This window comes from Helicobacter saguini, assembly GCF_000762875.2.
Lineage (GTDB): Bacteria > Campylobacterota > Campylobacteria > Campylobacterales > Helicobacteraceae > Helicobacter_A > Helicobacter_A saguini.
The window spans coordinates 52318-74231 of the sequence record NZ_JRMP02000003.1; the positions used below are offsets into that span (position 1 = coordinate 52318).

Genomic DNA, 21914 nt, shown 5'->3' on the forward strand with positions numbered 1-21914 from the left:
AAACACTTTGAATTATATTAAATTATAGAATCTAGTTTATATTTTAATGGCATTTGTCACCACATTATTATCCTTATAGCTTTTCTCTTCGCGTTTGATTAGTCGCTTGATATTTTCCGTGTGCGTGTTTAGGATGATTAGCCCGATTAGGACAAGTGGCGTGTGCGTGTGGATTTGCACATTTACATCAATGCTAGGCGGTAGGGCGAATACATTTGGCACGATAAATGTCAGCAAAATGCCGCTTAAAACGCCCAAAAGTGAGCTAAGTGATGAGACCTTGAAAACCTTGCCAACGATTGCCCACACAAGCAGTCCGCACGTGCCTTCAATGGGGATTAAAAGTATCACGCTACCGATTGCGGTCGCCACGCCCTTGCCACCATTAAATCGCAAAAATGGGCTGTAACAATGCCCTAAAATAGCCAAAATTGCGATTGTGTATTGCGTTTCATAACTTAGCCCCACGCATTTTGCAGCAAGCACGACAAACATCCCCTTACACGCATCCAAAATGAGCGTAGAAATGGAGAAAAACCGCGCTTTTTTAGGCGAAATATCCGCGAACGCACGATACACATTTGTCGCGCCCGTGCTTTTTGAGCCGATTTCAAGGACATTTTTTTTCGCAAAAACCTTTACGATTATCGCGCCAAAGGGAATTGCCCCCACAAAATACGCAATGATGTAAAAAAGCACATTTGGGTTTGTTAAGATTTCTAAGATATTCATTTTTGCTCTCCTTTATTGATACTAATTTATAGAATCTAAAAATGTGTATTATACAAAAGATTTTATAAAGTAACGTAGAATTAATACTTTGTGTTTTATTTAGTTTTCTACAGCGTGAAAAGCATAAGGATTTTGTTTAGATTCACGCGTTTGGTTTTTGTGGAGATGATGAAAATGTCAATGCCCCACCATATCGTGCAAAGGATTAAGCCTACATAGCCCGCTATCATAAGCGAAACCGCGAGTGTGGCGTAGTCGGGAAATAGGGCTAGGGCGAGACTTGCGGCGAGTAAAATGTAGGATAAAAAAAGTAGCGTGACTTTTAGAAAGCCCAAAAGTTTGTCGCCTATCATAAAGCGTCCCACGCCAAAAATGCCCAAAATCACGCTGCCGACCCAAAAAACCATGCTGACATTGTGAAGTTTTAGTGCGGGAAGCCCGATTACGATTTTTGCCAAGCCGATTTTATCGAGCTTTTTAAGCTTGCCACGCACGATATTAAAGCTCTCATTTGGAATCTTGTCATAAATATGCAACATAATAAGAGAGGGAACCATAAAACTCCTTTTATTCTAAAATTTATAACTTTTATAGAATCTAGATTCTAAAATCCATAACTTTCACTGCCCAAAAATTAGATTTTTAAGCTTATTTCTAAAAACTAGATTCAATATTTCCTGCTCCTTTAAGGGCGGCATTTCGCGTTTGTATTTCTTGCTTAGAATCCGCATTAAAAGGCTAACGCACACTTCACAAATATGCAGCGGATGCTCGTAAAAAAGCCTTGTATCCACGCCATTTACACGCACGCGATAGTCAAAGGCATTCACACTTGGCACACACACCTTGATATTATCAGGCGAAATCTTCTTAAAGCTATCACACTTAATAATGTGTAGTCTAGGTGACTCAACTTTATTAAAATCTCGCTCATCAAAAATGTAACTATACGCCACGCCCAAATGCAGAGTAGAGCCTACATACAGCGTAAAAAATATAGAATCTTTGCCATCATTAGAATCAAATTTCATTCCTTTTTGCAGCACATCCTTATCAAAAATGCTAAAGGTGCTTATCTTTTCAAGCAACGATTCAGTCTTAGTAAAAAAATTCTTTTCTTGCATAAAAACTACTTAAAAAACACTAAAGATTGCTAAAATTTTACTTTAAAAATTTGAAGATTCTATGAATTTCAACAAGTGGGGAGAAAAATGAAAAAGATTCTAAAAAGTATCATATTACTAAGCTTTATAGCTATAAATTTTCTAACTTTAAATGCAGAAAGTGAGAAAAAATCAAACTTTAAAAAAGCATACAACTACATTTATAAAACACTGCAACGACTATATATCGATGAAGATTCACTAAATCTAACGCCAAAATGCGATATAACTTGGCAGGAAAATTTCTGCAAGGGCGATTTTATGTGCTATTCCACAAAGTGCGCTTACAATACGCAAACAAAGGATTTATACGCACTAGCCTTAGTTACGCATCTTGATTCCTTGCAAGATTCTAATGATAAAGAGCTAAAAGAAGTTATGCCGCGAGTGAAAGAAATGATAGAATTTGGCTTGCCAACGGATAATTTTAAGCATGATTTTAGCTTTACAAATTCTAATAACACATTGTGTAAATATTATGTTTGGCAGAAAGATATAAAAGAGCTAGAGCTAAATATTAGTGGATGCAATGAAAATATTGATGTGGTTTATACATTTATTGAAGAGCGTCAAAATAGCGATGCGTTGGGCTTTTATAAAAAGATTCTAAAAGAGCATATAGCCTTTTTAGAATCTAAGAAGCCTAGAAATTCAGCCCTTATAAATCGTATAAAAGAGCTTATTAATTTTGGCTTACCAAAGGATTATAAAAAGCATGATTTTAGCTTTAAAGATTCTAATAACGCCGTGTGCAAATACTATGTGTGGCGGAAAAATAAGACGACCCTAGAAGTAAATCTAACAGGCTGTCAAAAGGGCGTGGATATACTTTACACATTTAATAATGATGAGAAAAATCTCAATGGCACAATCGAGATTTATAGCATTTTAGATTCTAAAGTGAATTAGATTTGGAAAGCTTATGAGACTTGAAAAAATACTTGATATTTTATATGGCACTCTTGTGAATAAGGGCTATATTAGCACATTTAGCTCTCTTGCAAATTCGGCTGACGAGACGAAAAAAGGCTCATTGTTTTTTTCTTTTAATAATGATGATATAGGAGCGGCTATTAAAAATGGGGCGTATGGCGTAGTTTTTAGCGGTGAGTGCGAGATTAGCGATAGTGAGATAGCGTGGATAAAAGTAGATTCTATGGAAAAGAGCATTTTTAGGCTAATTCGCTATCTTATCTTAGAATCTAATTATATTTTTTTAATGATGAATACTTTGGAAATAGATTCTATAACAAAAATTATGCACGATGAAAAGGCTATAAAAATACTAAAAAATGATGACTTAAATGAAACATTAAATTATCTTTTTAGTAATTATTTGGATGAATCTAAAGGAGTTGATTCTAAAAAAGAAATTATAATTAGCGATATAAAAGAGTTAGAAAAAATAGAAGTGTTAAAAATATGCTCCTTATTATATACGCAAGAAATGCAGGCTAGAAATTATGATTTTAGTAATAATGAATTTATAAAAGTTATAGATAAAAATGCTAAGTTAAATATTTTTTCTTATAATCTTTTTGAGACAAAAATACATCTTAACGAAAAGATTTTTACACTAAATTACCCTTATATTTTTACGCCATTTTTGCAGGGTGCAATAAATAGTATTTCTTATATAAATGAAAATTTTAGTGCAAATATCACATATAATGTGCGTGAAAATATCAAGTATTTTGAGTGTGCGTTTTTAGATTCTAAGCTTAGATTCAGTAATACGCAGCGACAAAAAGCCCTAATTTTTCTGCCAAATATTAAGATTTTTTCTCTTATTTCTTTAAAGCGTGAAGATTTTTCGCTAAGCCTGCAAAGCGAAATAAAAAAAATAATTAAGGAAAATACAGAATCTAAATTCCTAAACATCATAATGACATATTTTAAAATCCACATTTCACACCAAAAAGTGCTAATTTGCTACAAAAATGGCTCAAGCCTTAAAAAACCCTTTGCAAAATGCAGCATCCTACCCTACCCACACATAGCAAATCTAAAGCAGATTCTAAGTAACATTCCCTTTGACATCGCCATAATATGCGGAAGCAATAAAACTCAAATCGACCTTACCCCAAAGCCCAAAAATCCCACCCAACCAAGCCTTTTTGGGTAATCATAGATGTGGTATTTTTTAGAATATAAGTAAAATTATGGGTTAGATTCTATATTCCCAACGTTTTAATAAGAATTATTTTGTAAATTTCTTGCAAATTTTTAGAATCTTTTTTGATGGTGGAGATTGTTAGGGCGTTTTGATGACGTAGGGTAGCTAGTTCATTTTTTTTTAATTTGTCAGCTTTTGTGTAGATATTTATGATTTCGTAATCAATTCTTTGTTGATTTTTTAGCGTAGATTCTAAAAAATGCGCGATGTTAGAATCTATTTCAAGCTCCCTATGACGCGCGTCAATTAGATGGCAAAATAGTTTCACGCTAAGCCTTTTTGCCAAAAAATCGCTTAAGTTTTTATCCCACAAATTGCGTGTTTTTTTATCCACTTTTGCATAGCCAAAGCCGGGGAAATCAATGATAATAAGGGGGATTTTTAGGGTTTGGGATTGTTTAGAATCTGCGTTTTTGCAAGGGCTAGATTCTATATTTTTTATAGAATCTTTTAGATTAGATTCTATAAAATTCTTAGAATCTGCGTTAAAATCCAAAATTTTTACCTCAAAATCAACCTTAAAAAAATTTATAAGCCGCGTTTTGCCCGGCGTAGATGAACTTTTGGCAAGTTTGTGATTTAAAAGCGTGTTAATAAAACTACTTTTCCCAACATTGCTACGCCCTAAAATAGCCACTTCAGCACACTCAGCCGGGATAGAATCTTTAAAGCCCACAGAAGATTTTATAAATCTAGCATTGAGTGGGCGAATAGATTCTATAAAACGCGATTGAGTGATTTTAGATTCCATAAAGTGCCTTAGAATCTATGTTTGAAGTTATTTTTTGCTAGGATTTTTATCGCCTAACTCGCTTAAATCGCAATCACTAGCTTTGCTTATTTTAGAATCTTTTAGCTTGTCTAAAAGCGAATTTCCCCTGCCGCTATCGCAGTTTGCGTCAGTTATAATTAGCGTGTCGCCCTTTATTTGTATTTTAGATTCAGTGATTTTTGGAGATTTTTCCTGCACAATTTTTTCTTGGGCGTTTAAAATGCTGAGATTTAAAATACCAAAAGTCGCCAAAATACAAAGCAAAAACGCCAAAATATTGCTAAAAATTTTCATATTTTCTCCTTAAAATAAAGCTAACATTATAACGAAAATTTTTGGATTTTTGGTGATTTTAAAGGATTTTGGATGGGTTTTCGTGTGGGAATTATTCGCTTGAGCGCGCTTGGTGATGTGATTATAAGTGCGGCGTTTTTGGGCTTTTTGGGCGAAGTTAAAAGGGCGATTTTGGACGCTAAAGATTCTAAGTTGGAATCTAGTGGCAATTTTAGTTGTGAAAGTCTGCAAATTGAATGGTTTGTGGATAAAAGGTTTAGCGCGATTTTGGAAAATTCTCCTGTGATTGACAGGCTACACGTGCTTGATTTTAAGGGGAGTTTGAAAAGTTTTAGTGGACTTTTGGCGTTGCGAAAATATATGAAAGAGTGCGGTAAATACGACATTGTGATTGATATGCAGGGGCTAATAAAGTCTAGTCTTGTTGGGAAAATGCTAGATTCTAGGACGTTTGTTGGTTTTAGTTGGCGTGGAGCGCGTGAGAGTGCGGCTAGTTTTTTTTATTCTAGGCGTGTGGATATTAGCTATCATGCGAATATTTTGGAGCGAAATTTTAGTTTGATTTTAGAATCTTTGAGTGTTTTAAAACTAGATTCTATACTAAAATCTATGGATGTAACATTTGCTACACCCGATAGAAATGCCCTAAATAACGAGCTTTTAAGCTTTGCTATAAATTTGCGAAAAAATGGTTTTTCTTTTAATTTAGAGAATCTAGATTCTAATCTTAAAGCCAAATTAGATTCTAAAAATTTTAAAATTTTATTTGTTTTGGAAGCATCTATTAAAGAAAAAATCTATCCAGCAAATAAATTTATAGAGTTAGCAAAATTGATACAAAATTATAAAAAAGCTACATTTTTCCTAGCTTTTAAAGATAATAAAGATTCAGCAAATTTTATAGAATCTAATTTAAAAAACGAAAATATAAATTGCGAAAAATTAGAAAATTTATCTTTTAATGAATTAAAATTTGCACTTAGCAAAATGGATTGCGTTATCGGTGGAGACACGGGGCTAACATACTTAGCGTGGGCTTTTGGTGTGCTAACAATCACGCTTTATGGTAATAAAGATTCTAAAAATTTACAGAATCTAGATTCTATAGAATCTAGGTCGCAAGATTCTAACAATTTAGAGAATCTAGATTCTAAAAATACAAAAAATATAGAATCTAATTTGCAAAATAACGCAAAAATTTCTAATAAAAATAGCAAGAAAAATATGCGAAACACGCACTTAAATCGCATACTTTTAGGCAACCCCTACATCGTCTCAAATAGCAATACTTTTGAGATAGAATCAATCCCCCCACAAGAAATCTTTAACATTTTCAAAACCCAAATTTCAAAGAAATTTAATTTAAATTTAAGTATTTAAAATGTATTTATAGCAATCATTTGTTATAATTTTATCTTTTGTAATTTAGTTGAAAGGGAAGTGATGAAATTGCCAAGTTTGAAAGAAGCAATGAAGTTAAGTGCTAATGAGATAGAAGATTTAAAAAAAGAATTAATAAAAAATATAGAATCTAAAAGGGAGTTGAATGCGTATGTTGAGATTCCAAGCCTTTGTGATGGTAAGTTAGAATCTAAACATAAAAATCACGCACAAGATTGTGGAAATAAAGATTCTAAACACGCACAAGATTCTATAAACAAAGATTCTAATCACGTGCAAGATTGTGCAAATCACGCACAAGATTCTAAAGATTCTACAAAAGTTTCCAAAAACACAGAATCTAGCGACAATTTCGGTAAAATCCCCATTTTGATAAAAGATAATATCTGCGTTAAAGGACAGAGTGCGAATGCGGGTAGCAAGATTCTAAGCGGCTTTATATCGCCATATAACGCCACCGCGATAAACAAGCTACATCAAAGCAATATGTGCGCGTTTGGTCGTGCGAATATGGATGAGTTTGGCATGGGTAGCACGACTGAATCTAGCCATTTTGGCGCGTGTAAAAATCCGCATGATTTGACCCGCGTGCCTGGTGGTAGTAGCGGTGGGAGCGCGGCTGCTGTGGCTAGTGGCTTGGCTATTGCATCACTTGGCAGTGACACAGGCGGGAGCATTCGCCAGCCTGCTAGCTATTGCGGTGTGGTAGGTTTGAAGCCAAGCTATGGGTGCGTTAGTCGTTATGGCTTGATTGCGTATAGTAGCAGTTTGGAGCAAATCGGTCCTATAACGCAAAATGTGGAGGATGCGAGTATTTTGCTTGATATTATTAGCGGCTCTTGCAAACACGATTCAACTTGCCTTGACCTGCCGCCAAGCCAGACGCACACGCATTTAGATTCTAAAAAACGTTATAAAATTGCGTTGTTGCCTGAGTTTGTGCAAAAGGCTAGTGATAGTGTGAAAACGGCTTACGAAGCGGCGGTAAAAAAGCTAGAATCTATGGGACACACGCTCGTTAGTAAGCAAATGCTAAATGTTGATTATCACATTAGCGCGTATTATATCATTGCGATGGCAGAAGCTAGTAGCAATCTGTCGCGATTTGATGGGGTGCGATATGGGTCGCGTGTGGCTCGTGCGGGAGGGAGTTTGAGCGATTTGTATTTTGATACTAGGGCGCAGTTTGGCGATGAGGTGAAAAAGCGAGTGTTGCTAGGCTCATTTGTGCTAAGTAGCGGATATTACGATGCGTATTATCTTAAGGCACAAAAGGTTCGCGCACTGATAAAGTCGCAGTTTGAGGAGATTTTTAAGGATTGCGATATGATTTTTTTGCCGGTCGCGCCAACTATCGCGCCACATTTTAACGCGTCTAAAACTTCGCTAGAAATGTATCTTAGCGATATTTATACAATAGGAGTGAATCTTGCTGGGCTTCCTGCTATTTCCTTGCCTGTGGGGAGTGTAGATTCTAATAATGCGTTTAATCTAGGGCATAAATATGGCAATTTAGATTCTAAAAAACTACCCATAGGAATGCAATTTATCGGTAAAAACTTAGGGGAACAAGAGATTCTAAACGCCGCTTATGCGTTAGAAAAAGAAATATAATATCCTACCCCTTAAACCACCCAAATGAGCTTTTGCCCGTGTCAAGCTTGGCAATTAAGGCTAAATCTTTAGAATCTAATTTAAAATCAAAAATATTTATATTTTCTTTCATCCGCTCAATCTTGCTAGTCTTTGGAATGACGCTCACACCGCGATTTGCAAGGTAATTTAAGCCAACTTGCGCCACTGATTTGTTATGTTTTTTTGCAATAGATTCCAAAGTTTTATTATTAAAAAAGTCGTTTTTACCCTTTGAAAACGGACTCCACGCCTGCAGTTTCACGCCGTGCTGCTCCAAAATCTTTTGATACTCATTTCGCTGGAAAAACACATGCGTTTCAAGCTGATTAAGCGTAGGCTTAATTTCACAAGTTTTGATAAAGTCCAAAAAGACTTCCTTGCTAAAATTTGAAATGCCAAGTGCGCGGATTTTCCCTGCCTTGTGGGCTTCCTGCATCGCACGCCACATCTCATTGCGGCTCTCAAACTCTCTATGCAAAAGCAGCAAATCAATATAGCCCAAATTTAGATTCTTAAGACGCGTCTCAATCTCATTTTTGCATTCATTATAGCTCATATTATTGCTTAGTTTTGTGGTTACAAAAATACGCTCACGTGGGATTCTAAGCGTTTTTAGCCCCGCATTTAGCCCAAGCCCTACTTCATTTTCATTTTCATACATTTGCGCGGTATCAAACAGCCGATAGCCCACGCTCAAGGCATCTTGCATCGCCTGAATGCAAGCCTTCCCGCGCAAATCATAAGTACCAAGCCCCACAAGCGGCATCTCAACGCCATTATTTAGCTTTTGGCTTGGCACGCTCGCACTAAAATCGCTCTTAGATTCTATTTTTTTAGAATCATTACTTGCTAATTTTATAACTTTTTGGCTTATATTATTATTAGATTCAGTATTTTTTATATCTTTAGAATCTGCAAATAACGCATTACCAAACACACTCGCTAATCCGCCAAATACCGCTAATTTCGACCCATTTTCTAAAAACTCTCGCCGTTTCATAACTTCGCTCCTTGTGGAAATAAAATAAATATTATATATAATTTTTAAGAATTATTATTAAATATTACGTTCAAGATCATTTCAAGGTTTTAATTACAACTTATCATTCAAATACTCCAAAATCTTGCCAAAGTTTGCCTTTGTTGTGTCGCTTGGTTTTAGTTTATTGTTTAAAATGGCGGTTTTAAGGGCGTGAGATTCTTTATAGCCTTTGATAGTTTTAGAATCTATTTTAGAAATATCGCCAGAATCTAGCTTAGAATCCGCATTAAGACCACCTTTAGAATCCACTTTAGAATCACCACCAAAAGCAATATTAAAAGCTTCCAAATCTTTAGAATCAAAACAAGATTCTATATCTTTAAACTTAGAATCTATCTCTTTTAATTCGATAATGCTTAAAGATTCTAACTTTAGCTTTTTAGCACACTCCTTGATAGCCGCACCAGCCTTATCACTATCCACTAATAAAATGGGCGATTCATGCAATTCACAAAGACCTTTTAGAATCTTTTCTTCTTCACCCTTAATGCCAAGCCCACCGATAGGTAAAAACGCAAGGTTTAAACTCTCTTTATTCCCGCTTTTAAGATACTCTCGTTCTAGCAAAATCTTAAAAATAGTCAAATAATTATAATCCGTAATGCCCTCCACAAAAATAAGTCGCAGTTTGCGATTATAAAGAATGCCGCTATCCACGCCAAACGCCTTTTTAATACTACGCAGAGCGTCTGTATCACTAGATTTTATACTAGAAAAATCATTGATAATTTCTACGCCATTTTTAGAATCTAGATTTTGCACGATGCGGATTTCATCCAAATAATCAATATCCGCTAAAAACGGGTCATGCGTTATCACCACAAATGTAATGCCATAATCCTGCCCATAGCTTTTTAAAAAATCGCGAAATTCCTTTCTAGAAGGCACGCTTAGATTATGGGCTGGCTCATCCATTATCACAATAGAATCTTTTTGCAGCCCCTTACCATAAAGTAGCCCAAAAAATAGGTTAAAAAACCACTGAAACCCGCTACTTTGCAAGTCTAGCTCTTTTACCACTTTTTTCTCGTTGGTGAATATCTCTAGTGATATTTGATTTTGACTTAAAGCAAAATTAAATTCATATATATCGCTTCCATTTTTTTTATATAATTTATTAAATTCTTGTGTTATAAATCTAGATATTCTTTTATTTATATCTTCCATTTCTGCGGTTAGATATGCAGTTGATTTAGCGGAATTTTTATAAGCATTTTTAAGACTAGAAATGTCAATTTTTGCAATATTGCATAACGCATTAAAAAACTCGCTAGATTCTATAGAATCTATATTTGTGATTAAGTCTTTATTGTTAAAACGCAAAGAATTATTGTAATAAATGATTTTAGGCAAAATGGATTTTGCATTTGCGCTAAAAGTAGTCTTGCTTAGCAAGTCTAAAATTTGCTGCTTTAGATTCTCTTTTTTTATTGCATTTATTTCTTGTGGTCTTAAAAAATCTGTATTCATTGTTATATTATACCTACTATAACTATTACGTCTAGCATTGTTATGATGTAAAATTGCATCTTTTATAAAGTCTGTTAAATCTTTATACAAGGGCTTTATTGTTTCATAATCTTTAGCGTTATTAAGATTTGTGATTAATTCATTATATATCCCTTGAAAGTCTTTATTTATTTGATTTCTAGCGTGGCCAAAGATATTATTTGCCCTATTTTTCTCATCAAATTCTTTTATAATTTCTTGGCTACTTGCCTTTAGTCTCTCAAATTCTTTTTTGGCTTCTTTGTCATAATTTGCCATGTCAGGCACATTATCTAGCTCATCAAATAGATTTAAGATTCTATCTTTACTATTTGTCTTAAAGGCTTCATCTATTATTAAGGCTATTTTGTTACTTTGCTTAAAAGTCGCATTTATAGAATCTAGCGTATCTATACCTGTTGCCATTTGCTCTTTTTTCTTGGTTGCAAACTTTATTAGATATGAGCGTAAAAAATCTATTTCATTTGAGACTTCTACTATCGCTTCACTTTCTCTATTTTCTTGTGTAATGCTAATGCTAGATTCTATAATTTTGGGATTCCCCCCCCCCCGTATGTTTTTCTCGCACTTTTAGTGTTAATGTAGGCATAAATTTATAACAACCTAAAAAGTTTGTATAATCACTCTCCTTAAAAATCTCACTATCATTAAACATAAACTTAGACAAAGCCTTGCTTACATTGCTTTTGCCTGTGTTATTTTCACCGATAATTAAGACTAAACCGCCGAAATTAGATTCTATATTCGCATTAGAATCTTTAGAATCTAAACTATCAAAAGCCGCATTTAACAATAAACTCTGCGTTTCTTTCACTTCATTAAAGTCCTTATCCTGCGTGCTAATGCCTATATTTCTAAAGTTAGAAATTAAGAAAGTCCTAGTTTTCATTTTGTCTCCTTAAAGTATTGATTTGTTGTTTAAAGCTTTCAAGTGGCGCTAAAAATTCCACATCTTGCGAAGTTTTATTTTCTTTTTTAAGCAAATTATGACAATGATTTAGATACTCCAAAATACTATCAAATTCATCGCTAGATTCTATAATCTTTATAAAATCGCCCTTTGCATTGCCCTTAGAAACGCCGCCTTTTAGAATATTTTCAGCGATATACACAAAGACATTATTCTTATTAATATATGGATTTTGCAAATAGTTAAAAAGCCCTAAAATGTGTGGGGCGATTTTACTTAGCTCATTATTTTCATAGCACTCAATAAGCTTATAAAGCGTAGGACGCGACATATCAAGCATAGAAGCCAAATCCATAATTTTCAAATCAAGCAAACGCAATTTCTGCCGCAAATTGAAATTAGATTCTAAATTTTGCTCTTTGCTAGTGGAATCTAGCGGATTAGATTCTAACTTTTGCGTAGAATCTTTAGAATCTATATTATTAGAATCTTGCAAATTAGATTCTATGTTTTTTAAAGAATCTTTAGAATCTATCGCATTTATAGAATCTAAATTGCTACTAGATTCTATAACCTGCATAGAATCTAAATTGCTAGATTCTGTAATGTGTGTAAAATCCGCGTTATTAGATTCTAAAAAAGCCTTAGAATCTTGCAAAGACGTATTATTAGGTTCTATAAAATCTGCATTTTGAGATTCTTTTAAACTCATAGAATCTGCGTTATTAGATTCTAAAACTAGCTTAGAATCTTGCGTAATATTAGAATCTAAAATATCCTTTTGCATTGTCACTTCCTTATTAAATCTTAAAAAAGAAATGACATCATACCACACTTTTACACTTTTTGTCAATATTTTTTACATTTTTTGTAAAATTTATAGAATCTAGATTCTACCCTGCAAGATTCTATCCACCAAAATGCCACACGCCACGCTCACATTTAGCGAGTTAAAGTTATTTTGCATTTTTATGCTGATTATAGAATCCATTTTATTTAGCACTTTTTTATGCAGCCCAACATCCTCGCTACCCAAAAATAACGCCCATTTTTCGCCCTTATTAACGCCCTTAAACGCAAGAGCAGATTCCACAATACCGCTACCAAAAAGCCTAAACTTCGCGCCCTGCAACTGATTGATAAAATCAAGCGTATTAAGCCTAGATTCCATAGATTCTAACACGCAAAAAGGCAGGCTCAAAAGCGCCCCACTACTCGCGCGAAACACGCTCTCTAACGCAGTAAGCGACAAATTAATATCACACACAACCACGCCGCCCACGCCAAGGGCATAACTCGTCCGCACGATATTGCCGATATTTCCCACATCGCTTACGCCACACAGCACAATTAGGCTCTTTTGCGACAGCGCATTTTCCACATTTGCAAGGCTCAAAGGCGAAATTTTAGCAAAAAGCCCTTGATGATTTTTCCCCTTTGATAAGCCCTGTGCTTTTTTATTATCAATGCGTAAAATAGGCACTTTTAGCCGTTTCAAACGCGAAAATAAGCCCTTATCAACTTCCTTACTCAAATAAATTTCTTTTATAGAATCTGACGAATTTTCCAGCACATACAAAACGCATTGTTTCCCAAAGATTATCATTTTTTTCCTTTAAGATTCTATAGAATCTAATCAATCTTAAGCACCGCGAGGAAGGCTTCTTGTGGGATTTCAACCTTGCCTATGGCTTTAAGGCGTTTTTTGCCCTCTTTTTGCTTTTCAAGTAGTTTTCGTTTTCGCGTTATATCGCCACCATAGCATTTCGCTGTGACATTTTTACCCATTGATTTTACATTTTCGCGTGCTATCACTTTATTGCCGATACTTGCTTGGATTGCCACTTCAAAAAGCTGACGCGGTATAATCTCTTTCATTTGTGCGACCAACGCCTTACCACGCTCATAGCTCTTGCTCTTATCAATTATCACGCTTAACGCATCGACTACTTCACCTGCCACACGCACATCAAGCTTCACAAGATTGCCCTCACGATAGCCAATAGGCTCGTAATCAAAGCTCGCATAGCCTTTCGTGCTGCTTTTTAGCTTGTCATAAAAATCCATAATGATTTCATTACTCGGCAGGGCAAAAGTCAGCATCACACGCGTTTGGCTCAAATACTCCATATTTTCTTGCACGCCACGTTTATTATTCAAAAGCACAATCACATTACCCAAAAACTCGCTAGGCGTGATAATCGTGGCACGCACATAAGGCTCTTTTATGAAAGCTATTTTTTGCTCTGGCGGTAGCTCGCTAGGATTTTGCACGCTTATTACGCTACCATCAGTTAAGCCCACTTCATAGACAACCGTTGGCGCACTTGCTATTAAATCAAGTCCAAACTCCCGCTCTAGCCGCTCTTTTACCACTTCCATGTGTAGCAGTCCTAAAAAGCCAACGCGAAAGCCAAAGCCTAACGCCACGCTAGATTCAGGCTCGTAAGCAAGGGCAGAGTCGTTAAGTTTCAACTTATTCAACGCGTCACGCAAATCTTCAAACTTATCCGTATCAATAGGATAAAGCCCGGCAAACACAAAGGGCTTGGCTGGTTTGAAGCCATCCACGGCTTCATTTGTGGGGTTTTCGGTGCTTGTAATCGTATCGCCTACCGCGATGTCGGTCACACTTTTTAAGCCAAGATTAAGTATGCCGATTTCGCCACTTTTAAGCGTGTCAGTGGCGACTTTATGCAGCGGGTGCGGATACTCTAAGCCTAGCACTTGATAGCTTTTGTCCGCACTCATCGTTTTGACGAGTTCGCCCTTTCTTATTGTGCCTTGCATAATGCGAATTAGCCCTAGCGCGCCCAAGTAATTATCAAACCACGAGTCATAAATTAGGGCTTTTAAGGGTGCTTCGTTGTTGATTTTTGGCGGTGGGATTCTATCCACTATCGCGTTTAAAAGCTCTCTAATGCCTTGTCCTGTTTTCGCGGATATTAGCACTGCGTTGCTGCAATCTAAGCCCAAAACGTCTTCGATTTCAGCCTTTACTTTATCCGGGTCGGCGGCGGGCAAGTCGATTTTATTTATCACAGGGATAATTTCAAGGTTATTATCTAGGGCGATATAGACATTTGCGATGGTTTGGGCTTGTATGCCCTGAGACGCATCGACTACAAGGAGCGCACCTTCACAGGATTTTAAAGAGCGACTTACTTCGTAACTAAAATCCACATGCCCGGGCGTGTCGATTAGATTCAATATATATTCTTCAAAAATAGGGTGGTGGGCGGGCGTTTGGATGCTAGAATCTTTTGCGTTTTTAAAGTTTTGTAAATTAGATTCTGTGTTTTTAGAATCTTGCAGTTTAGATTCTATGGAATCTTTTTTGTAATTTTCCCCCTTGCCTTTTTGTGCGTTGTGTATAGAATCTTGAAAGTTAGATTCTATATTAGAGTTTTGTTTAGAATCTTGCAATTTAGATTCTATATTATTAGCATTTTTAAAATCTTGTGATTTAGAATCTAAAATAGGGCGGCGATAGATTAAACGTGCACTTTGTGCCTTTATAGTGATACCACGTTCTTTTTCTATATCCATCGTATCCATAATTTGCGCACGACTTTCACGCTTAGAAATGCTCCCACAATACTGCAGCAAACAATCAGCAATAGTGCTTTTCCCATGGTCAATATGCGCTATAATCGAAAAATTCCGTATATTACTCTGCATTACTTCCCTTTTTTATATTCGAAAAATTACACATACTTTTTTCCATTTTGTCCCTTTAAATATAGAATCTAGATTCTAAACCACAACAAAGATTCTAAAAGAATAACAAAAGATTTTTAAGATTTTAGGCTTTTATAAGTTACAAAGATAATTAGTAAGATTCGCTAGTTTTAAATATTTTTTCTATATATTTACATCTAAGCCACCCTTTAAGGTAGAAAAATATTTTATAATAAAAGAATGGTTAGAATCTTGTTTGCAAGAGATGATAAAATATAAAACTCAAATTATATAGAACACAAGAGCGATAATACTTATGATATTTTACAATTATAAAAAACAACAAAGATAAAGACATATATCTTTACATTAATGTATCATTTTTACAACAAATAAAAATTAATATGTTATATTTGGCTTTTTTGTAGCTGGTGAATAAAATTGTAAATTAATGCAATAGTAAATATTTTAGTGAAACAAGAGAAGATTCTAGGTCATTGTGAGTGCAAACGAAGTAATTCAAAAAACAATATGCTATAATTTCGCTTTTATAAGTTTTACAATTTTTAAAAATAATGTAAAGAAATGATTTAGGATACATTTTGCAAAGAATATTAACGATTTTAGTTACGATTTTACTAACTTTTGGAGCGATAAGTTACACCATAAAAGCCGCACCGCAAGACATAAATGGGGATGAAAGCACCCTAGATTCCATAAATAGCGAGATTTTCACCCAAGATGATGAAAGCGAGGAGAGTAGCAGTATAGAATCTGCTTTAAATCCGCAAAGTGAAGCCGCTGATACCGCCAAAATCCTGCACCTTGAAATCGCCACTAACTTGCAAGATTTAAACAATCAAACGCTCTACATTGGGCAATACATTAGCATTACATATAGAATCATGCTTTTAAATGACGCTAAAATCGTGCATACCGAGTTTAATCCTAGCCTTGATTCTAAAGAGGCAAACGCGAGTGTGGCGTTAATTAAAAGTGGCGAATGGGTCGCAAGTGGCGAGTATATGACTAACACTTTTACTTTTAAGCTGCTAGATTCCGTAAGCGTCATTCCGTCCCTTGTCGTGCATGTGCAAAATAATTTTACGCAAGATTCTATGCAGACAGATTCTATCACGCTTAATGCCCAAAGCCTTGTGGCAAACCCGAATTATTGCGGCGTTATCGCGTCAAGTATGCAGGTAACCGATGTCAATATCGAGGAAAATGACGCCACGACTAACCTTGTGCATTTAGAAATCGAGGCGACAAATAGCAATTTGGAGGACTTTCGCCTACCGCATATAAAGGAGCAGGAGTTCGCGCAAGGCTCGATATTTGGGATGGATACGGCGCGTGTGAATGTCGTGGCGCGCGTTAGCAAGGAGGCTAAAAGTTTGGAATTTAGCTATTTTGATATCGCGCGGCATGATTTTGTCCCTGTGAGTGTGAATATCGCGAATGTGCCGACCTTTGATGAGGATGTAAAGGAGGATTTAAATCCAAAAAGCAGCTGGCTTAAAATCACTAATCTTGCGGTTTTAGTGCTGCTGGCGATATTTTTGCTAATGACTATTATTAAGCGAAGTTATATTTTTGCGGCGCTCAGTTTGCTACTTGCAGGCTTTTTGATATATAAAATTTTTGTGAATACTTATAGTATTAAAACCCTGCCAAATGCACGAGTTTTGATACTACCGACTAAAAACTCAACCGAGCTTTTAACCATACCAAACCCAACAAAGCTAGAAGCAATCGATAAGAAAAATAATTTCTACAAAGTCAATATAGATTCTAAAACCGGCTGGATAAGCAAGGAAGATGTGAGGTAGATTCTATAGAATCTAAACCTACAAACAATTCTATAATACTTCACAATATAAAGCAGTCTCGATACTAATACTACCATCAACTGGCTTGTGAAATTTAAATGTATAACCTAAGTTCCAAGATTCTATAAGAGGTTTTATCTCAAAAAAATCACTTGCATTGTGATAAATGCTAATTAACATTGCTGGTTTAAATTTCTTTATAGTTTTAAACGCACCCTTTAACAACTCTTGCTCAAAGCCTTCAATGTCTACTTTTATAAAGCCCACATCAATATTATTTTGCTCCACATAAGAATCTAAAGTGATAATTTCTGCTATCTGTGTGAGTAAAATCCCATAAATTTTTAGCATCTTTATTCATTGTGGAGCCACCACCAATAAATGATATTTCTAGCTTCTCAAATTTTGAACCTAAACCTTTATTTATCGGTATTACACGATTTGAGTGATTTAGTTTTAAGGTTTTTAGCATAAGATTAAAGTTAGTTTGTGTAGCTTCAAAACTATGAATTTTTTTATCACAAAATTCCCTTTCTAACAAAATCGCACTATCCCCAATATACCCACCAGCATCGATAATATCTTTATTTCTAAGCTTTTGCAGCGTACTAGATTCAAACATATCCATACTATGCTTGTAAAAAAATACACTAGCACCAAAACTATTAGTAGGCAAAAAATAACCATCATACACATACACATCTTTTGAAATCTCAAAAATATTTGCTTTGAAATCAAATGCTATTTTACGTAAAGATTCCAACTCATCTTGCGTAGTGGCAATGACATAATTAGAATCTAAATAATTTTGCCTAAGCCTACTTATAACCTTTAGGATATTTCTAGCTTGAATAGGAGCTACGCCCTTTATTAAATTTTGAATTTTACTAAGAATATCAGGCTCTTTTGCTATATATTCACCAATATTTAAAACCATAGGAGCATCTCTATAATCCCCTAAAACCATAAGTGGATAGGTCATATTAATTGATTTATAATATCCCAAATAATAATCTGCTATTTTTTTGGAATATGAAATCTTTTCGCTGCGAGTGAAAATAGGAATATTACAGAATCTATATATAAATCTTATTTTTATATATTCATCTTTTTGCTTTTGCACCTTATAAATTTTTAATAATGGCAAGCCACAAATTCGTTTTATCTTATGAAGTTTTGTCATTCTCTCTCCATTTATTTTTTAAAAAGTAAAGATACAAAAAAAAAAAAAAAAACAGAAAGTAAATGAAAAGTAAATTTGTATAGATTTTTTTTTGCTAAACATTTTGAAATATTAGAATCTAAATTCTGTATTCTTTCTTTAAGTTATTGATATTGTATGATTGTTATATTTTAGATTCTAAGTATTTTAGGGCGTTTATGGGTGTGAGATGTGGTTATATTTGCAAAACTCTTAGGGTCTTTGGGAGTGTGAAATTTGTGCTTGTATCCTTAAAACTTTTAGATTTTTTGGAGCGTGGGAAGTGTTTATATCCGCAAAACTCGCAAGGCGTTTAGGAGCGTTAAAAGTGCCACGCCCACATCGCCAAAGACGGCTAGCCACATATTTGCAATGCCAAAAAGCCCAAGTGCGATTATGATTAATTTGACTAAAAGCACGAAAACTATGTTTTGATAGGTGATTTTTTTTATTTTTCTAGCAATTTTAATTGCCGCTACCACGCCTTTTAGGCTAGGATTTGTCAAAATCACATCCGCGCTTTGCTTGCTTATGTCGTTATTAGAATCTTGTCCGCTAACGCTTATGCCCACATCGCTTGTGGCTAAAACGATAGAATCATTTATGCCATCGCCGACAAATGCGGTAATTGTGTGTGGGTTAAAGTTAGGATTTTTAGAACTTTTTATAGAATCTTTTGGGTTAGATTCTGTGTTTTTTGTCATATTGAGCGAATGCGAAATATCTATTTTTTCCTTATTTTGTTCTAAATTTTCTAACTTTATAGAATCTTTCTCTTGCGATAAAAAGTTAGTATTTTCATAACTTTTATTATACATTAATTCTTTTAGAATCTCCGCCTTTTGCGTTGGTAGTAAATTAGCAAAAAAACGTTTTATCCCTAGCAAACTTGCGATATAGCCGACACTTTTAGCATTATCACCGCTTAAAATAGCGTAAGGCTCAATGTTTAAGCCCCTTAAATCATTCATAACGCCCAAAGTATCAGGCTTCAAACTATCAGCAATTAGCACAAACCCCGCATACACGCCATTTTTAGCAATATGCACAATGGTGCAAGTCTCCATTTCACTAGATTCTAAGCTCGCTGAAAGCTTAGAAAAGCTGCTTACATCAATATTTTGCGACTTTAAAAGCTGCAAAGTTCCAACGATTATACAATCTCCCTTGCAAGTGACTAGGACGCCCTGCCCACCGCGTTCTTCATGCTTTAAAATATCGCAATTATGCCGCTTTAAATCCTTTAGCTTTTCATTTGAAAAATCAAGGAAAGCCCTTGCAATCGGGTGGCTACTAAATTGTTCAGCACAAATTGCACTTTGCAGCAAAATATCATCGCTAAAGCCCGCACTACACACAATTTTAGCAATGCTAAATCGCCCATTTGTAAGCGTGCCGGTCTTGTCAAAAACGACATTTTTCACATTCGCAAGGCTCTCTAAAAAATTGCTACCTTTTATCAAAATGCCTTTCTTGCTAGCAATGCCAAGTGCGCCAAAATAGCCAAGTGGCACGGACAGCACGAGCGCACAAGGGCAGCTAACCATTAAAATAACTAACGCGCGATAAATCCACTCATGCCAGATTTGTGATGTAGTGTTAGAATCTTGTGTAACATTCAAATTAGATTCTAAGGTAGAAATATTATTGTTAGTTAGAAAATCAAGACTAAGGATAGAATCTAGCCTTACATCAAAATAAAGAGTTAGAAAAGGTGGAACTATTGCGACAATTAGTGCGATAAAAAACATAATGGGAGTGTAAATTTTTGCAAATTTAGTTATGATTTTTTGAGTTTTTGGTTTAGAATCACTTGCATTTTCTACCATTTCTTTAATCTTGCTAAGTTGCGAATTATGAAACTTTTGAGTGACTTTTGCTATAAGGGCGTGGCTAAGATTTATGCTACCAGCTAGAATCTGCTCGGTGGGCTTTACGCTTTTTGGCACACTTTCACCATTTAAGGCACTCATATCAAGGTGGCTTTCCCCTTGCAAAATCACGCAATCCGCAGGCACACTTTCCCCTGCTTTTATTAGAATCAAATCGCCTATTTGCAAATTCTGCGGGTTAGTATCTTGCCAAGTATTTTGGATATTTTGTTCTAAATTTCCTAACTTTTTAGAATCTGTTTTAAAATTTGCAAGCATTTTAGGTTGCCTTAATTTTTCAGTGGGTGGGAATGGGTGGGACTTTGAATCTAAGGCAGGCTGAAATGCTTGCAAATTTCTTGAATTTATAGAATCTTTTAAGCTAGATTCTGTATTTTTATGGTTAGAATCTTGCAAATTTCCTAACTTTTTAGAATCTTCTTTCACTTTTACGTGTGCGATTTGTGGCATAATCGAAAGCAAGTTTGAAATGGATTTTTTAGCCTTGTTTGTCGAAATAGATTCTAAAAATTCACCCATTCTAAAGAACAACATAACCGCGACAGCCTCGCTAATCTCGCCGATACAAAATGCCGCAATAGTCGCCACACACATTAGCAAATTCTCATCAAAAATCTCTTTATTTTTAATATTTTGAAAACTAGCCCTAAAGACAGGCAGCCCAGCTATCACATATAAAATACTTAAAATTGTAATATTAAAATAAACAAAATTATGAAATTTATAACTTTTAAAAAATGGTAAATATTCAAAACTTAGCATTACTAAAAATATAATTAAAAGAAAACTTAATAAAATTCCTTCTTTTTTTATAGAATCTTCTTTGAATTTTTTAATAAAAAAAGTTATAGATTCTATAATATTTTTAGAATCTTTTTGCAAATTAGATTCTAACTTTTCTTTATTTAAATTATTAAATTTAGAATCTACATTAGAATCTAGCAAATTAGATTCTATAAAATTAGTATTTTTAGCATTAGATTCTATATTTTGTTCTAAATTTTCTAACTTTGCATTTGGTTCTAATTTCTTAATTTTTTCTTTTACAGATTCTAAATCTTGCGTATCAATGCTGAGCGTATTTGTGCTAAAATTCACACTCACAGACGCCACACTGGGCATTTTAGCTAGCGCACTCTCTAGCTTTGCCGCACAACCAGCGCACGACAAATTATTAATCCTAAACTTTTGCATATTCTAATCCTTTGGAGCAATTTAGATTCTAAAATTTATGTAAAAACTATAATAAAATAGCCTAAAAATTATAGAATCTATAACTTATTTTGACCTATCGTCCGCCCACCGCCCTTTATGGACTTGATGGATAAATATTTTAGATTCTCATAAACTAAACTTTATGATATTAATTTTTATTTTGCATAAAGCATTATAACACAAAAATACATATAGGGGGTATAGGTATATAAAAAATGTTTCATAAAGTTAAATTTATAGAATCTAAATTCCAAATATTGCAATGTTTTTCGCAAAAAGCTAAAAAATCTGCTAAAATTTAGGTTTTATTTGTAAGGAAAGTAATGAAGATTTTAAAGAATTTATATATTTTAATTGTGTTTTTGTGTGTGAATGTGTGTGTGTTAAGTGCCGATAGTATCGAGTTTAACGCGAGTGATTATGCGGTGAGTGAGTGCAAGAAAATTAATACTCCTAAGG

20 protein-coding genes and 1 pseudogene are annotated in these 21914 nt (G+C 34.7%); 6 read left to right on the plus strand and 15 right to left on the minus strand.

The genetic code is table 11. The features are described from left to right. Positions 1 to 36: 36 nt before the first annotated feature. The 3 genes from plsY to LS64_RS02470 form a co-directional block, all read right to left on the minus strand. Positions 37 to 732, minus strand: coding sequence for a glycerol-3-phosphate 1-O-acyltransferase PlsY (gene plsY, locus LS64_RS02460; RefSeq protein ID WP_052062643.1), 696 nt, complete (start codon positions 730 to 732; stop codon positions 37 to 39). Between the two features lie 107 nt (positions 733 to 839). Beyond that, positions 840 to 1289: a hypothetical protein gene (locus tag LS64_RS02465; RefSeq protein WP_034573251.1), complete on the minus strand. Its 450-nt coding sequence runs from the start codon at positions 1287 to 1289 to the stop codon at positions 840 to 842. A gap of 63 nt (positions 1290 to 1352) precedes the next feature. Further along, complete coding sequence (locus tag LS64_RS02470) at positions 1353 to 1856, minus strand: hypothetical protein (RefSeq protein ID WP_052062642.1); 504 nt, start codon at positions 1854 to 1856, stop codon at positions 1353 to 1355. A gap of 87 nt (positions 1857 to 1943) precedes the next feature. On the opposite strand from LS64_RS02470, the gene LS64_RS02475 reads away from it, so the two are divergent. Next, positions 1944 to 2804 (plus strand): hypothetical protein, encoded by an 861-nt coding sequence (locus LS64_RS02475; RefSeq protein ID WP_034573249.1) that lies wholly within the window; start codon positions 1944 to 1946, stop codon positions 2802 to 2804. A 13-nt stretch (positions 2805 to 2817) separates the two neighbouring features. Next, positions 2818 to 4020 carry a hypothetical protein gene (locus tag LS64_RS02480; protein WP_034573247.1) on the plus strand — a complete coding sequence of 401 codons (1203 nt, stop codon included), beginning with the start codon at positions 2818 to 2820 and terminating at the stop codon, positions 4018 to 4020. Positions 4021 to 4069: 49 nt separating this feature from the next. Here the strand turns inward: LS64_RS02480 and LS64_RS02485 are convergent, their stop codons facing one another. Next, positions 4070 to 4822, minus strand: a complete 753-nt coding sequence (locus LS64_RS02485; RefSeq protein WP_064773733.1) for a GTP-binding protein — start codon at positions 4820 to 4822, stop codon at positions 4070 to 4072. 27 nt (positions 4823 to 4849) lie between these two features. Beyond that, complete coding sequence (locus tag LS64_RS02490) at positions 4850 to 5137, minus strand: hypothetical protein (protein ID WP_034573246.1); 288 nt, start codon at positions 5135 to 5137, stop codon at positions 4850 to 4852. Between the two features lie 72 nt (positions 5138 to 5209). Here LS64_RS02490 and waaC point away from each other — a divergent pair, with 72 nt between their 5' ends. Together waaC and gatA are read left to right on the plus strand one after the other, a co-directional pair. After that, a complete protein-coding gene (gene waaC, locus LS64_RS02495) occupies positions 5210 to 6517 on the plus strand; it encodes a lipopolysaccharide heptosyltransferase I (RefSeq protein WP_034573244.1) in 1308 nt (435 codons plus the stop codon). Between the two features lie 90 nt (positions 6518 to 6607). Continuing rightward, positions 6608 to 8152, plus strand: a complete 1545-nt coding sequence (gene gatA, locus LS64_RS02500; RefSeq protein WP_081948496.1) for an Asp-tRNA(Asn)/Glu-tRNA(Gln) amidotransferase subunit GatA — start codon at positions 6608 to 6610, stop codon at positions 8150 to 8152. A 4-nt stretch (positions 8153 to 8156) separates the two neighbouring features. Here the strand turns inward: gatA and LS64_RS02505 are convergent, their stop codons facing one another. The 7 genes and pseudogenes from LS64_RS02505 to LS64_RS13770 all read right to left on the minus strand — a co-directional run. Further along, entirely contained in the window at positions 8157 to 9173 is a 1017-nt protein-coding gene (locus LS64_RS02505) for an aldo/keto reductase (protein ID WP_052062641.1), read from the minus strand. A gap of 93 nt (positions 9174 to 9266) precedes the next feature. After that, the gene (locus LS64_RS02510) at positions 9267 to 11129 is read right to left on the minus strand and encodes an AAA family ATPase (protein WP_081948373.1); all 1863 of its coding nucleotides are present in this window, start codon (positions 11127 to 11129) and stop codon (positions 9267 to 9269) included. Between the two features lie 112 nt (positions 11130 to 11241). Further along, positions 11242 to 11613 (minus strand): hypothetical protein, encoded by a 372-nt coding sequence (locus LS64_RS02515; RefSeq protein ID WP_118949390.1) that lies wholly within the window; start codon positions 11611 to 11613, stop codon positions 11242 to 11244. Continuing rightward, complete coding sequence (locus LS64_RS02520; protein ID WP_052062453.1) at positions 11603 to 12421, minus strand: hypothetical protein; 819 nt, start codon at positions 12419 to 12421, stop codon at positions 11603 to 11605. The genes LS64_RS02515 and LS64_RS02520 overlap by 11 nt, the downstream gene beginning before the upstream one ends. 99 nt (positions 12422 to 12520) lie before the next feature. Beyond that, the gene (gene rlmB / locus LS64_RS02525) at positions 12521 to 13240 is read right to left on the minus strand and encodes a 23S rRNA (guanosine(2251)-2'-O)-methyltransferase RlmB (RefSeq protein ID WP_034571547.1); all 720 of its coding nucleotides are present in this window, start codon (positions 13238 to 13240) and stop codon (positions 12521 to 12523) included. Positions 13241 to 13266: 26 nt separating this feature from the next. Further along, on the minus strand, positions 13267 to 15060 hold the full coding sequence (lepA, locus tag LS64_RS02530; protein WP_337190594.1) for a translation elongation factor 4: 1794 nt from the start codon (positions 15058 to 15060) through the stop codon (positions 13267 to 13269). A gap of 63 nt (positions 15061 to 15123) precedes the next feature. Next, positions 15124 to 15315, minus strand: a pseudogene (locus LS64_RS13770) (GTP-binding protein); the annotation flags it as partial. A gap of 602 nt (positions 15316 to 15917) precedes the next feature. Between LS64_RS13770 and LS64_RS02540 the strand changes: the two are divergent. Next, positions 15918 to 17147, plus strand: a complete 1230-nt coding sequence (locus LS64_RS02540) for an SH3 domain-containing protein (protein WP_052062454.1) — start codon at positions 15918 to 15920, stop codon at positions 17145 to 17147. Between the two features lie 30 nt (positions 17148 to 17177). Here LS64_RS02540 and LS64_RS13045 read toward each other — a convergent pair whose 3' ends face one another. Beyond that, positions 17178 to 17498 (minus strand): FkbM family methyltransferase, encoded by a 321-nt coding sequence (locus LS64_RS13045; RefSeq protein ID WP_237416290.1) that lies wholly within the window; start codon positions 17496 to 17498, stop codon positions 17178 to 17180. Further along, positions 17422 to 18330, minus strand: a complete 909-nt coding sequence (locus LS64_RS13050) for a class I SAM-dependent methyltransferase (RefSeq protein ID WP_237416289.1) — start codon at positions 18328 to 18330, stop codon at positions 17422 to 17424. Before LS64_RS13050 ends, LS64_RS13045 begins: the two co-directional genes overlap by 77 nt. Before the next feature lie 152 nt (positions 18331 to 18482). Here LS64_RS13050 and LS64_RS02550 point away from each other — a divergent pair, with 152 nt between their 5' ends. Then, complete coding sequence (locus LS64_RS02550) at positions 18483 to 18665, plus strand: hypothetical protein (RefSeq protein ID WP_138127234.1); 183 nt, start codon at positions 18483 to 18485, stop codon at positions 18663 to 18665. Here LS64_RS02550 and LS64_RS02555 read toward each other — a convergent pair. Then, a complete protein-coding gene (locus LS64_RS02555) occupies positions 18636 to 21434 on the minus strand; it encodes a heavy metal translocating P-type ATPase (protein WP_034571790.1) in 2799 nt (932 codons plus the stop codon). The two genes, LS64_RS02550 and LS64_RS02555, sit on opposite strands and share 30 nt — an antisense overlap. Positions 21435 to 21914 lie beyond the last annotated feature (480 nt).

What these genes read in the sequence shown, in the direction of transcription:
- LS64_RS02470 (WP_052062642.1), bottom strand. Translation starts at nt 1,856, where the DNA reads ATGCAAGAAAAGAATTTTTTTACTAAGACTGAATCGTTGCTTGAAAAG.
- gatA (WP_081948496.1), top strand. Translation starts at nt 6,608, where the DNA reads ATGAAGTTAAGTGCTAATGAGATAGAAGATTTAAAAAAAGAATTAATA.
- LS64_RS02465 (WP_034573251.1), bottom strand. Translation starts at nt 1,289, where the DNA reads ATGGTTCCCTCTCTTATTATGTTGCATATTTATGACAAGATTCCAAAT.
- rlmB (WP_034571547.1), bottom strand. Translation starts at nt 13,240, where the DNA reads ATGATAATCTTTGGGAAACAATGCGTTTTGTATGTGCTGGAAAATTCG.
- plsY (WP_052062643.1), bottom strand. Translation starts at nt 732, where the DNA reads ATGAATATCTTAGAAATCTTAACAAACCCAAATGTGCTTTTTTACATC.
- LS64_RS02485 (WP_064773733.1), bottom strand. Translation starts at nt 4,822, where the DNA reads ATGGAATCTAAAATCACTCAATCGCGTTTTATAGAATCTATTCGCCCA.
- LS64_RS02510 (WP_081948373.1), bottom strand. Translation starts at nt 11,129, where the DNA reads ATGGCAACAGGTATAGATACGCTAGATTCTATAAATGCGACTTTTAAG.
- waaC (WP_034573244.1), top strand. Translation starts at nt 5,210, where the DNA reads ATGGGTTTTCGTGTGGGAATTATTCGCTTGAGCGCGCTTGGTGATGTG.
- LS64_RS13045 (WP_237416290.1), bottom strand. Translation starts at nt 17,498, where the DNA reads ATGCTAAAAATTTATGGGATTTTACTCACACAGATAGCAGAAATTATC.
- LS64_RS02555 (WP_034571790.1), bottom strand. Translation starts at nt 21,434, where the DNA reads ATGCAAAAGTTTAGGATTAATAATTTGTCGTGCGCTGGTTGTGCGGCA.
- LS64_RS13050 (WP_237416289.1), bottom strand. Translation starts at nt 18,330, where the DNA reads ATGACAAAACTTCATAAGATAAAACGAATTTGTGGCTTGCCATTATTA.
- LS64_RS02490 (WP_034573246.1), bottom strand. Translation starts at nt 5,137, where the DNA reads ATGAAAATTTTTAGCAATATTTTGGCGTTTTTGCTTTGTATTTTGGCG.
- LS64_RS02475 (WP_034573249.1), top strand. Translation starts at nt 1,944, where the DNA reads ATGAAAAAGATTCTAAAAAGTATCATATTACTAAGCTTTATAGCTATA.
- LS64_RS02515 (WP_118949390.1), bottom strand. Translation starts at nt 11,613, where the DNA reads ATGAAAACTAGGACTTTCTTAATTTCTAACTTTAGAAATATAGGCATT.
- LS64_RS02480 (WP_034573247.1), top strand. Translation starts at nt 2,818, where the DNA reads ATGAGACTTGAAAAAATACTTGATATTTTATATGGCACTCTTGTGAAT.
- LS64_RS02520 (WP_052062453.1), bottom strand. Translation starts at nt 12,421, where the DNA reads ATGCAAAAGGATATTTTAGATTCTAATATTACGCAAGATTCTAAGCTA.
- LS64_RS02505 (WP_052062641.1), bottom strand. Translation starts at nt 9,173, where the DNA reads ATGAAACGGCGAGAGTTTTTAGAAAATGGGTCGAAATTAGCGGTATTT.